We start from the raw sequence: 11375 nt of genomic DNA, 5'->3' as shown, positions 1-11375 counted from the left end.
AAACTCATTTTTACTTGTTGTTGTTTTTCTGAATTCACTTCACTATCTTTTTTCTTGATTGCTTTTGCTTCGCAAAAAGCGTATCCTTTTGCAACATTTCTTCATATTGCTTAAACAAATACTCCAAACGCTCGGTATCATTTTTAAAAGGTTGCAAACGGTAACATTGTTCTATAGCAGTATCTAATTCTTGATGTGCTTGTAGCAAACCTTTGGGCATTGTGGTTGGATTATACAATTGTGCCATTGTTTTGCTTGGATGTTTGGCTCGTTCATCTAAAATAGCAAAAACATATAAGTTTAAATTTTCCTTTTGTTTGTTTGTGATGTCTGGAAACGGAAAGGTGTTGTAGCATATTGAAGAGGAGAATATATAATCTGTTTTGAATCTTCCTCCAACTGCTTTTACCCAAACTAGCATCATTGTTGATGAAATTACACCAAACATATAAGGATCAAAATCATACACAGCTTGAGCTGTATTTGAAACTATATGATTTTTATCAAGAATTCCACACGGAATATAACTTCTTCTTACTGAAGTAATTGTTGGGACAATGATTGCTTCTTTTTCAAAATAACGTACTTCACCAAATTTATGTGGAGATGAAGCTAACTTTTTGGTCGCTGACTTTGTGCTATTTAATCGCATTATGGTAACACCATCAAATCTTCTTTTAATTTCATCACAAGAAAAAATATTTTCTAAGTCATTATCATTTACCCATAAACAGTATTTACTATCCCCATCAATAAACTCTTTTGTTCCAACAAATGGTTTGATAATTTCCTTTGAGCTTGAACAATTTTCAATCAAATCATCTTTCTCTTTTTGAGACAACAAGAGATTCCCACCATCTGTTGGCTGACTACCTTTCATCATAATTGGAAGTGATGAAATTGGTTTACTTCTTTTTGTTACAATAATATTTTTGGCGTCAGTCAAATAAGGATTTATATTTTTTACACTTTGCTTTAGATTTTGATTGTAAAGGAATTTCTCTGTAACGTCAATATTTCTAACTCCAATTATTACCACTGCGACTCCTGCGTTTCCTTTGGCGTTGTTGGTCCACTTAAAAGATTGGTGTGCAAAGTCAATTTCTTGTCCTTTACTTAAAACTAATGGCCACAATAAGGCTACTTGTTCCCCTTGCGTTATAGAATTGGTCGTTACAAAAGCATATTTAGCTTTTGTATTCTGGATGTAATTGGTTCCCTTATAAAACCAACACGCTATGTAATCAAGTTTTTTATAGTTATTTACTCGTGAAAAGACGACTTTCATATCCTCCTTTTGGGTTTTGTCTTGTCGGCTATAACCCAAATAAGGCGGATTTCCAATCACATACACTTCGTCTGTTGATGAAATTGGGCATACTTCATTCCAATCTCTTCTCGTAGCATTACCCTGTTTTATTTGCCCTGCTTCTTTTAATGGTAATATAGGTTTCGATTTTCCGTAATCAAACAATCGTTCTTCAAACACTTTGTTCATTTGGTGTTCTGCCAACCAAAGGGAGAGTATTGCCATTTCATGGGCAAAATCATCTATTTCAATACCATAAAATTGTGAAAGCTGTATTTCAGTCCATTTTATAGTAGGACTTTGTCTTTCTAAATCCGTAATTTTTTCTAAAATCTTGATTTCTAAAAGGCGTATTTCCTTGTAGGTAATAATTAAGAAATTTCCACTTCCACAAGCGGGGTCAAAGAATTTAATTTTAGAAATTCTTTTTATGAGGGCTCTTAACTGGCTTATTGTAGAAGCATTTTCATAGGCTTCATATAATTCATCAAGAAATAGAGGTTTTATCAGTTTTTTGATGTTTTCTACAGAAGTGTAGTGCATTCCTAAATCACTACGATACTCCGGAATTACCACCGCTTGTATCATTGACCCAAAAATATCTGGGTTAATGTCTTTCCAATTTAGTTCGCCAAGTTCAATTAATGTCTTTCTTGCTTTGAAATTAAATAGTGGTGCATTTATTTTTTGACCAAATAAACCACCGTTTACATATTCAAACTTTCTAAGGTATTCTGGAAGATGCCCAGCATTTTCAGTATTCAAACGGTCAAACAAATCATCTAAAAATAAATTTGTGTCTAATCCATCTTGAGTGGTGTGTTGAACAAGGGTATTTGTAAAAATGCTTTCATCTTTAAAAATCTCGGTATCTTCTGCAAAAAAACAAAATAACAAACGAGATAAGAAAATATTAAGGTAGTGGATGCTTTCTTTTGAGTTGTAAATAGTTGGGTTTTCATCAATCAACAAATCATACAAAGAAGCCATTTTATAGGAAGCATTTCTATCGGCTTCATTGTTGTTGCCAGAATTGTAAACTTCGCTACCAGCAAGGGGCAAAAAGAAATCGTGATAATTGGGTAGCTCTTTTAATTTAATGTCTAAATTCTTACCTAATTTCAGGTCTTTAGCAACTATTTGTTTATTGTCGGTAAGAATTGCAAATCTTGGCTGTTGCTTTAAAACCCGCTCTTCTTTTGTAATGGAATCAATACTGCTCAACAGTTTGTCAGTGACTTCAACCTTAAAGAATATTTTCTTTTTATATAATATTTCTCCGTCAACCTTGGATAAATTGTAATCTCCTTTTTTTAGTCGTGTTACAGACGTTTTAGAAATGCCGTATGCTACCAATAAATCAAATACAAATTCATCTTTTGAGAAGTTGTCAATCAGGTTCTGAACGTTATGCTTTATTTCGGTTGATTTCATTAGTTGTTTTGTTCAGGTTTGTTGGAAACTAGCAATTCTTTCACGTCTATGTCCAAAATATCCGCTATTTCCATCAAAGTTTCTAATCGTGGTTGTTGTCTGTTTTGAGCATAAGCGTTTACCATATTGTAGCTTTTTCCGAGTTTTTCAGCCAACCAAGTTTGCTTAATTCCTTTTTGTTCCAACACTTCCTTAATTCTGTTCATTGTGATTCGGTTTTGTCCCTTTTGGAAGGACTCATTGAATATCTTCGCTTATTTCAAAAATTAATTTGTCTGGCGCCAAATTAGTAAAATTATTTAGTGGTATCTCAAAAAACTGTGTATATAATGTAGATATTCTGCTCAGGTGCGGTGGAATAGGACTTAACCTAGTGTTGGCTTTTACAGTGACGTAAAATGAGGCTTTTCTAGCTCTATTTTAATCTGTTCACAGATATAAATAGAGCCACATACGAGAAAATTGTAAAATTGAATTTTTCTATCTTGTGGAAGTAAAATTTAATAAAAAGCTTTTTAAACAAATCTACTATCCGATGAGTATCACCTTTTTTAGACCACGAGACCCTTTCGATTTTTCCAAGGACACCTTAGATATTGGCAACCCGATTAGCTGGAAACGGGCACACTTTAAAAAACACTTTTTCAAACGGGTATTTGCTATAAATGACACCCTCATAGATGAATTTTATCGGCGGCACCTGGCATATTATTTAGCAATGCATCCCCAAGGCAATGAAGAAATCTTTTTTAAATACCTATGGGAACTGATAGAAAGCCAGTTAAAAGTTCTGATGGGCAAAGATGTTTATGACAGCAATCATTTAAACAACGAAAGGCAAATCGAACGGCTTAAAAAATTCACAGCTGTATTGATTTTCCACGACAGATGGAACTTCCATAAATCCAACGAGGCTGTGGTAGCCAATCAGGAACTGGAAATCTATGCACTCAAACAGGACATAATCAGGCTAAAATCCGAACTAAAAAAAGCGACCACGCTGGAAAAAGATGGTTACATCAATATCAGGGCAGGCAGGGCACATACCTTCTACGACCTGATACACAAGTTGCAGGAGATTAAACTGCCCGATGGTCTGGAACTGTTATACCCCGCAGATCAGATCATTTGGCGAAGGATGATCTGTAAGTTCTTTCGTGAGGATCATAAGGAGATTAATTTTCATACCGTACACCGCTATTTCCCGGCCGATAAGAAAAACCTGGGCAACAAATACAAAGAGATTGACCAAAAGGATAAACTTCTGGACATCGTTCTCGCTAAAAAGCGCAGTTGATTAGGATGGTATGTCTATATTTTGCCCACTTTGCCACGACCAGTAACAATTTACCATTCAGTCGCTTAGTGTTATCTACCGCTTATCAAATCCCCCTCCAATTTAACCACGCAGATTTGCGTGGTCAATAATATCCAGTTCCATAGCATTCTTTTGTCCCAAAACAAAGGCTATGGAGATAATCAATGAACAAGCCCTTAGCCAGTGCATCCGGGATGCATTGCGGGCAGAACTACAAGAGCATTTCAAAACAGGCGTCTGTTCCAGACAGGAGCAGCAAGAACGCCTGTTGTCCAAACAGGAACTATCCGCCGAGCTTGGTGTATCACTGGTCACCCTAACAGACTGGATGAAAAAGGGGCTGCCCTTTTTGCGCCTGCACAGGCGTGTGTATTTCAAAAAAAGCGAAGTGCTTAAAATCATGCAACAAGACATTACAGATTAATTTAAGGAGGGAATTATTATGCACATGGAGATCATCACTAAGGAAGATTTAAAACAATTAAAAAACGAGATGCTGGCCGAGATCAGGCAGCTCATTAAGCCGGAGGACAGGCAAAGTAAACAATGGCTGAAAAGCGCCGAAGTGCGCAAGCTGCTGAACATCTCACCGGGAACGCTGCAAAACTTGCGCATCAACGGTACGCTGCGATTTACAAAAATTGGAGGGATGATGTACTATAAACTGGAAGATATCAAGAGGCTATTAGAGGGAGGTAGCCAATGACAGAAACAGGCATCCATAACAAGACGGCGGACTATAGTAAACTGGTCAGGCGCATGGGTGCAGACGGCCGGATACTGGCTACCCATGTCAGCCTGTTTACCGCACTTTTTGTCTGCTGGCAGCATGGAGGTTTTGTCAACCCCTTTTCCGTTACCCGCAAAAAGCTCATGACCTATAGCCGGATCGCATCGGTTGCCACATACCACAAATGCATCAAAGAATTAGATGCATTTGGGTACATCCGCTACCAGCCATCCTACCACCCGATCAGGGGCAGCCTGGTCTACTGGCCGCCCGGTTGATCCGGGCAGCCGAACAATGAAAAGGAGCAGGGAAATACCGGCGAAGTTTTGAGCCCTGACGCTCCTTAACAGGAGCCATCCGGGCATAGAAACCGTTAAGGTTTGCCGAAGCCTTTAGCACGTCAAACTTATGCGCTTTGTAGGGAGCGAGTTAATGTTTTTGCTATACAAAAACCCGGATTCACCCTAAAGGGATGCCCCGGACTCGCTCCCGTTGGTCGGTTAAAAAAAGGAATTAAGAAAGGATCTACTGAAGATTTGGAAAGGAACACAGCGCATGAAAACAGCGACAACTGGTAGTGAAATAAAGAAAAAAAGAGTACCCGGCAGACCAAAAAAAACGATCAGCCGTAGTGATCTGCTGATGATCCGGTTAACTCCGATGGAAAAACAACTGATCGCCCAGCGTGCGAAAAATGCCGGGCTGAAACCAAGCGAATGGTTCCGCAGGGCGGCCAAGGGTGCCAGGGTTTTTCCCCGTTTCACCCCCGAGGAAAGCGGTTGGTTCAGGATGCTATCAGGGATGGCCAATAACCTCAACCAGTTGACCCACATCGCCCACGTGGAAGGCTTGCCTACGCTGGCTTTAAAATGCCAGGCACTGGTCAGGCAAATAGAAGAATTGTTAACCAAGATCAGCAGCCATGATGGGTAAGCCGATTACAGGAAGAAGCTTTGGGGGCTGTGTCCGTTACGTCGTGGATAAGCCCGAAGCGAAGGTCCTTTTTGCCGAGGGTGTAAGGATGCAGAACGCCACCACGCTGACCAATGATTTTAACCTGCAACGCAAAATGAGGCCTGAGCTGGGCAAGGCGGTCGGGCATCTGGTATTAAGTTGGAGCAAGGAAGACCTGCCCAAACTGACCGATTCGGTTATGCTGGAACATGCCAAAGAGTATATGCAGAAGATGGGTATCCGGGATACACAGTATGTGGTGGTACGTCATCACGATAAATTGCACCCGCATCTGCACGTGGTCTATAACCGGGTGGACAACAAGGGGGCGACGATCACCGATAAGAACAATTACGCACGTAATATCAAAGCCTGCAAAGAGATCACGATGAAATACGGCTACCATTGGGGAAAGGGCAAAGAACAGGTCAACAGGCAGGCTTTAAATGGCAGGGAAAAGATAAGGTATGAACTATATGATGCGATAAAAGCCGCTATGAAAACGTCCAAGAACTGGAAAGAGTTGGAAGCGAAGCTGACCGTACGGGGTATTGGTATCGCCTATAAGTTCAAAAACGGCACCAAAGAAGTGCAGGGCATTTCCTTTGAAAAGGGCGGGCTGAAAATGAAGGGCTCCGCAATTGATAGGAGTTTAAGCTTTTCCCGTATGGATGCACAGTTGAACCGCAACCAGCAGGTACAGGATTACCATGCCGCAAGGGAGGCACATCAGCCCTCACTGGCGCAGCAGTTGAGAGAGATCATCCGGCAGGACATTCATGCCGAGCATGGGCATAGTCCGAATGCATCTGGTGTAGTTGAAAAACTGCTGAATATCCTGCTTAGCCCGGAGTTTGTGCCATCGGCACCAGACCCGGTCGGAGATGCAGAAATAGCCCGCAGGAAACGAAAGAAACACGAGGCAGAGCAATCACAGGGAGTAAGCAGATAAATAAACAAACTATTCACCAGCAAAATTCAATGTTATGGAACAGGACGAATTAGAAGAAAAAGTAACAATGGCCGAAGAGCTTATTCTGGGCTTAGTTAAGCGAATGGAAGTCATCGAAAGCGAACTGCCAGAATTTTTAAAGTCGTTTTTAGAACAGTATAAAGAGACTTTAGCTAACATCTCTGGCCAGATAGAAAAATCCAACAAGCGTTATGACGATCAGAAAATCAACCAGCAGATCGATCAGGTTAAAGACCTCGTGGGTACCATGCCTAAGGTCATCACCGTAAAAAACGAACATCACCACCATTTCGGGGCATGGTCAAAAAACCTCATCATTGGTATTGCAGCCTGTTTCCTAATTACAGCCTCATCTGTCGGAACAGCTTTGTACCTGAACCACCGTAATAACCGGCTTAATAGTGAAGCTTATAACTATTGGTTGGTTAGGGCGATGTATCCTGTAGTTTCCAAGACAATCGAAAAAAAATTACGGGATGACCCCAATGGCTTTATAGAGAAAGCAGAAAAAGAAATGGCCAAACAAAATTCTATTATGGCTGCTAAAGACAATGACGACCGGGCGAAGAAGAAAAGGCAATCATTAAAATAGAACTTAGAAAAGTTTTACTTTAACAATCTTGTATAATTTTTTTATCTATTGGTAATTATTAAATTGCACCATATTTATTATTTTATATGAAAGCATTAAGTTCATCTGTTGTCATTCATGTCACTGACCTCGACAAAGCCCTTAATTACTATACAAATATTCTGGGGTTCAGCTATGATTTTAAATTTGGAGATTATATAGGATTAGTTTATGACAATATTTGCGTTCACTTAAGTGGGCCATCAAATCCTGGGCGTAAAAAAGTACCAGGCAATGCTCATTTTTGTATAGATTGTGATGAAATTGATATTTACTATGCCCTTATCACTGCACGTGGCGCATTAATAGATACTGTTTTAGAAGACCGCCCATATGGAATGCGCGATTGCGCTGTTAACGACCCCGACGGTAATACAATAGTTTTTGGCAAAGCACTTTCTGGAAATATATAGTAACGGTCTTTTTCCTAATCACAGCCTCATCTTTCGGAACAGCTCTGTATCTAAACCACGAAAACAGCCGCATTACGGCCAATGAGTTCAAATATCGTGCGATCAGGCAGACGGCTCCCACTTCGGGGCATTGGGCAGATACGACCTACATCCGTAATCCTAAGACAATGGAAGAGAATACCATTAAGCTGGAAGCCGAGGCGTTGGAAAAAGCCTATGCGGAAGAAGTTGCCAGACAAACGGCTGAAGAGGCGAAGCAAGCCAGGAAGCGGCTGCATTCGCTGAAAAACAAAGAGTGAGTTTGTTTATGTGAAATGATAAATATAAGAGGTGCGACTAAATGCAATCTAGGTGACAATATGAAATAATTTGCCATTCAATAAATAATGAATGGCAAATCTGAGGGGCGATCATTTCAAACCCATTGCTTTTTTTTTTTGATAGTAGAACTGGATAACTATCCAAATAATTTGAGCAGGTAATCTGTAATCTTTCAAAGCAATTTTAGTAAGCCTACATCGGTAGGGATCAGTTCACCCGCAAGCTTCCTTTGTTCTCCAATGGAGCCTGTTTATGTTGTGCCACAATCAAATATGATAGATTCTCCGGTAGGTAAGAAGAAAAAAGGTATAGATCGTTCGTCTATATTTTTGCCAATTGTTCCATTGCGTTTTTTTCTTTTGTTGAAAGTTGTTTTAAAATGTCTGTCACTTGTTCAATGTATTTTCTGTCTTTGGTTTTGCTGACTTGTAAAAAGAGATTTGAAATTTCTGTCCATAAGCTAGCAATTTCAACAAATTCTTCATGTGCCTCTTTTAAAGTATCAAGTTTTAAGATGTTGTAACTTTCGTTCAGAAAGTCCCTGTATAAATTTCTGAATAAAGCTCCACCTGTCCCTGCTCTTTCCATAAGCATTGCACTTGCTTTAAATTCACTTTCAATGTCTTTACTTGTATCAAACCAATTTTGTATTTCTTTGCTTGTTTTTAGAATTCCTTTATAACCAATATTGGTGATTGGTGGATTTACATAATCTGTCGCATTGTTACGAATGGCGATGAGAATAGCACTTTTCAGGTTATATTTTTTATCTGTCTTGCTTAAAGTGTAATGCAAGTTTCTTGAAGACATTGGTCCTTTTTCGTTTCGTGCGAGTGCTAAACTTCTTAAACTTGTTTTTACTTGCCCGCCCTGTTGTTTCGTGTCTACCAAAAATGCAGTTTCCTTATCATACCCATAAATTGCTGCATAATGGCCTGCAAAATGAAATGGGTTCGAGAAATATTCTAAATGATAACAATCCAATTTAAGTCCTACAACGATTCCATTATCAAGAAGTTGCTTTACATCTTCCCAAGCCTTGAGCATTGAAGAAGTTTCTTTAATTGTTAATTCAAGGCTTAAATTCTTAGCAAGGTTTTGTGTTAATAAATCAGTTTTAATTCGCCCACCAATGAAAGGAAAATTCATTGATTTCATATTCCAAAAAATAAAACCAAGTCCTTGCCCAAGTCCAAAAAGCATTGGTTCAGAAAGTTCAATATCAAGGTGTCTTAGCAAAGTTCCTGTAGTAGTTGTTTCGCAATGTTGTCCATCAAATGGTTTTAAATTTTCTATTTTCATTTTTTGTAATGACGTTATTTTTAAACTAAAAACCGATATTCAAATTCATCTTCTATAAGTTCTATTATTTTACAATATAAAACTTCCAGGAAGCTTTATTGCATTGTTCAGTTGTAATCTTTCTATATTTTGTAAGCCCCATCTTAGTAAGCCAAAATTTGGTAGCAAGTTTTTATCCCTGCTGGGATACTAAAGCTAGAAATTTGGTCAGAGCAAAAGCAATGATTAGACAGAATACCTAATCTTCAAGCATGAACCTATTAAGGGTAGATAGAGCTAATCTATTCAATTGACATCTCTTAAATTATGCAACCAAATGTGATTCTTAACTATTCCCTCAATTATTGGAGAACTCAAATCAGAAGTCCTAAAATAGAGTGGTCAACAATCAACATGCATTCTCCACATCTTTAAACTCTCCATAAACTCATTTCATTAATCAAATTTATTTTTCAGTTTTTGGTTATGAGTTTTCAATAATTTAAAGGATAAATAACAGCTTGCAAAAAGGTAACGAACAAAAATAGATTACAATCTATGTCTTAACTACGCAGCTAGTAGTTCAATTACTTATTTTTTATTTTAAAAGTTCATTTTTTTCACGCTCACTTGCAAGTAGGCGCTCATAAAGCTCAACGACTTTGTCCAAAGGATTGAAGGTGCAGTGTTGTCGGAAATCACCAGTACTGCTGTCATGAAAATTGTTAAAATAATTGAATATTGATTCCTCACTAAAATTCTTTATTCCTTCAACAGTAACACCCAAAACAGTAGCGATTTTTTCCAAAGTCGACTCTTCTACTTCTTCGCTCTGCTCTATCTTAGAAATGGTCTGCTGGCTTACGCCAAGTTCAATAGCAAGAAAATCTTGTTTTATACCACGTATTTCCCTGATACGGCTGATCTTTCTGCCGATATGCACTTTGTTAGATTTTGTAGGCGTTTCCATAAAGCAAATATAATAAATTCCTAAGATAGTAATGAACCAATCTATTGTAGTAAGATACCAGCTTTATTGGTAGGTTACGGAATTGCCGTACCGCATTTTTGATCTTAGAAATCAAAAATGTCACGATTATGGAAACACAATTCTCGCAATCTGGTCAGTTCCAGAAAGAAAACTTTTCGGCCTTTATCAAAGAGCTGGTTCAAAAATTCAAGCCCGAGCAAATCTATAGCTTTGGAAAAAACATCGATTTTAAAATCAATGACGGGTGCTTTATAGAGAACCACAGTACAGAAAACTATCATTATTTTTTGTTGATGGTCACCGAAAGCGTTACCAGAATTGAACACGAAGTACAAGACTTTGCCAATAATAAATACCCTTTCGGCAAGATCACCATATTGGCTCATGGGAAAGAAACCATTGCAGCCGCAATACAGGCAAATAACAGGTTCTTCATCACCGTTTACAATGAGGGTAAAATTCTCTATAGTCGGGATGGTATGGTACAACCTTTCCAAGCTACAAGTTTGATACCTACACAGGGAGCAGTAAAAGCCCAAAAACATTACAACCACCGCTTTCCATTGGCAACAGGTTTTTTAGCAAGTGCAAAAGAATGCCTGACAAAACAACATTACAATCTAAGTGCATTTATGGCGCATCAGGTCGTAGAACAATGCTGTATTGTTTTGATTAGGGTTCATCTGGCTTACCGTTCCGATATACACAACCTATATAGACAGTTTCGGTTGTGCGATAGCTTTTCTCCGGCACCATCAAGGCTATTTTTATCGGGCAGTGAAGAGGACAAACGGCTTTTTGATATCATGGTGAAAAGCTATTCTGCTGCACGTTACAAGGATGACTTTAAGGTTGAACAAGCCGATGCTGAGCAAATATTTACGCGTGTTTCCACCTTTCTAAAGCTTACTGAAATGATGTGCGGTGACAAGATAAAATCCCTTGCAACAGTAGCAGAATCTTATATGCAATTAAAAAAAGAAAGTGAGGTGGATTATGCCGGATAAAACTATTGTATCA

14 protein-coding genes are annotated in these 11375 nt (G+C 38.6%); 9 read left to right on the top strand and 5 right to left on the bottom strand.

From position 1 onward, the window contains the following. Positions 1-34 precede the first annotated feature (34 nt). Both OQ267_RS15610 and OQ267_RS15605 read right to left on the bottom strand, forming a co-directional pair. Positions 35-2743 carry a class I SAM-dependent DNA methyltransferase gene (locus tag OQ267_RS15610; RefSeq protein ID WP_265836752.1) on the bottom strand — a complete coding sequence of 903 codons (2709 nt, stop codon included), beginning with the start codon at positions 2741-2743 and terminating at the stop codon, positions 35-37. Continuing rightward, positions 2743-2949: a helix-turn-helix domain-containing protein gene (locus OQ267_RS15605; protein WP_059333863.1), complete on the bottom strand. Its 207-nt coding sequence runs from the start codon at positions 2947-2949 to the stop codon at positions 2743-2745. The genes OQ267_RS15610 and OQ267_RS15605 overlap by 1 nt, the downstream gene beginning before the upstream one ends. Before the next feature lie 329 nt (positions 2950-3278). Between OQ267_RS15605 and OQ267_RS15600 the strand changes: the two genes are divergently transcribed. From OQ267_RS15600 to OQ267_RS15590, 3 genes are all read left to right on the top strand, one after another. Next, complete coding sequence (locus tag OQ267_RS15600; RefSeq protein WP_265836748.1) at positions 3279-4040, top strand: hypothetical protein; 762 nt, start codon at positions 3279-3281, stop codon at positions 4038-4040. Positions 4041-4212: 172 nt separating this feature from the next. Further along, entirely contained in the window at positions 4213-4485 is a 273-nt protein-coding gene (locus tag OQ267_RS15595) for a helix-turn-helix transcriptional regulator (protein ID WP_265836746.1), read from the top strand. An 18-nt stretch (positions 4486-4503) separates the two neighbouring features. After that, a complete protein-coding gene (locus OQ267_RS15590; RefSeq protein WP_265836744.1) occupies positions 4504-4767 on the top strand; it encodes a helix-turn-helix domain-containing protein in 264 nt (87 codons plus the stop codon). Positions 4768-4988: 221 nt separating this feature from the next. Here the strand turns inward: OQ267_RS15590 and OQ267_RS15585 are convergent, their stop codons facing one another. After that, positions 4989-5156 carry a hypothetical protein gene (locus tag OQ267_RS15585; RefSeq protein WP_265836743.1) on the bottom strand — a complete coding sequence of 56 codons (168 nt, stop codon included), beginning with the start codon at positions 5154-5156 and terminating at the stop codon, positions 4989-4991. Between the two features lie 190 nt (positions 5157-5346). Between OQ267_RS15585 and OQ267_RS15580 the strand changes: the two genes are divergently transcribed. From OQ267_RS15580 to OQ267_RS15560, 5 genes are all read left to right on the top strand, one after another. Further along, positions 5347-5724 carry a plasmid mobilization protein gene (locus OQ267_RS15580; protein WP_265836742.1) on the top strand — a complete coding sequence of 126 codons (378 nt, stop codon included), beginning with the start codon at positions 5347-5349 and terminating at the stop codon, positions 5722-5724. Beyond that, entirely contained in the window at positions 5714-6697 is a 984-nt protein-coding gene (locus tag OQ267_RS15575) for a relaxase/mobilization nuclease domain-containing protein (RefSeq protein ID WP_265836740.1), read from the top strand. The genes OQ267_RS15580 and OQ267_RS15575 overlap by 11 nt, the downstream gene beginning before the upstream one ends. Positions 6698-6731: 34 nt before the next feature. Then, positions 6732-7310, top strand: a complete 579-nt coding sequence (locus OQ267_RS15570) for a hypothetical protein (RefSeq protein ID WP_265836739.1) — start codon at positions 6732-6734, stop codon at positions 7308-7310. An 86-nt stretch (positions 7311-7396) separates the two neighbouring features. After that, a complete protein-coding gene (locus tag OQ267_RS15565) occupies positions 7397-7762 on the top strand; it encodes a glyoxalase superfamily protein (RefSeq protein ID WP_265818347.1) in 366 nt (121 codons plus the stop codon). 167 nt (positions 7763-7929) lie between these two features. After that, entirely contained in the window at positions 7930-8061 is a 132-nt protein-coding gene (locus OQ267_RS15560; protein WP_265818346.1) for a hypothetical protein, read from the top strand. Positions 8062-8404: 343 nt separating this feature from the next. Here OQ267_RS15560 and OQ267_RS15555 read toward each other — a convergent pair whose 3' ends face one another. Next, positions 8405-9385 (bottom strand): BtrH N-terminal domain-containing protein, encoded by a 981-nt coding sequence (locus tag OQ267_RS15555; protein ID WP_265818345.1) that lies wholly within the window; start codon positions 9383-9385, stop codon positions 8405-8407. A gap of 577 nt (positions 9386-9962) precedes the next feature. Continuing rightward, entirely contained in the window at positions 9963-10334 is a 372-nt protein-coding gene (locus OQ267_RS15550; protein WP_265818344.1) for a helix-turn-helix domain-containing protein, read from the bottom strand. A 128-nt stretch (positions 10335-10462) separates the two neighbouring features. Here OQ267_RS15550 and OQ267_RS15545 point away from each other — a divergent pair, with 128 nt between their 5' ends. Continuing rightward, positions 10463-11362: a HEPN domain-containing protein gene (locus OQ267_RS15545; protein WP_265818343.1), complete on the top strand. Its 900-nt coding sequence runs from the start codon at positions 10463-10465 to the stop codon at positions 11360-11362. The last annotated feature ends 13 nt before the right edge of the window (positions 11363-11375 follow it).

The sequence above is a fragment of the Pedobacter sp. MR22-3 genome (genome assembly GCF_026240075.1).
In the GTDB taxonomy this organism is placed as follows: Bacteria; Bacteroidota; Bacteroidia; order Sphingobacteriales; family Sphingobacteriaceae; genus Pedobacter.
The sequence above is the reverse complement of the archived record's forward strand: the minus strand, read 5'-3'. Positions and strand labels throughout refer to the sequence as shown.

Coding starts and splice junctions, on each gene's coding strand:
- OQ267_RS15610 (WP_265836752.1), bottom strand. CDS start 2,743: ATGAAATCAACCGAAATAAAGCATAACGTTCAGAACCTGATTGACAAC.
- OQ267_RS15605 (WP_059333863.1), bottom strand. CDS start 2,949: ATGAACAGAATTAAGGAAGTGTTGGAACAAAAAGGAATTAAGCAAACT.
- OQ267_RS15600 (WP_265836748.1), top strand. CDS start 3,279: ATGAGTATCACCTTTTTTAGACCACGAGACCCTTTCGATTTTTCCAAG.
- OQ267_RS15595 (WP_265836746.1), top strand. CDS start 4,213: ATGGAGATAATCAATGAACAAGCCCTTAGCCAGTGCATCCGGGATGCA.
- OQ267_RS15590 (WP_265836744.1), top strand. CDS start 4,504: ATGCACATGGAGATCATCACTAAGGAAGATTTAAAACAATTAAAAAAC.
- OQ267_RS15585 (WP_265836743.1), bottom strand. CDS start 5,156: ATGCCCGGATGGCTCCTGTTAAGGAGCGTCAGGGCTCAAAACTTCGCC.
- OQ267_RS15580 (WP_265836742.1), top strand. CDS start 5,347: ATGAAAACAGCGACAACTGGTAGTGAAATAAAGAAAAAAAGAGTACCC.
- OQ267_RS15575 (WP_265836740.1), top strand. CDS start 5,714: ATGATGGGTAAGCCGATTACAGGAAGAAGCTTTGGGGGCTGTGTCCGT.
- OQ267_RS15570 (WP_265836739.1), top strand. CDS start 6,732: ATGGAACAGGACGAATTAGAAGAAAAAGTAACAATGGCCGAAGAGCTT.
- OQ267_RS15565 (WP_265818347.1), top strand. CDS start 7,397: ATGAAAGCATTAAGTTCATCTGTTGTCATTCATGTCACTGACCTCGAC.
- OQ267_RS15560 (WP_265818346.1), top strand. CDS start 7,930: ATGGAAGAGAATACCATTAAGCTGGAAGCCGAGGCGTTGGAAAAAGCC.
- OQ267_RS15555 (WP_265818345.1), bottom strand. CDS start 9,385: ATGAAAATAGAAAATTTAAAACCATTTGATGGACAACATTGCGAAACA.
- OQ267_RS15550 (WP_265818344.1), bottom strand. CDS start 10,334: ATGGAAACGCCTACAAAATCTAACAAAGTGCATATCGGCAGAAAGATC.
- OQ267_RS15545 (WP_265818343.1), top strand. CDS start 10,463: ATGGAAACACAATTCTCGCAATCTGGTCAGTTCCAGAAAGAAAACTTT.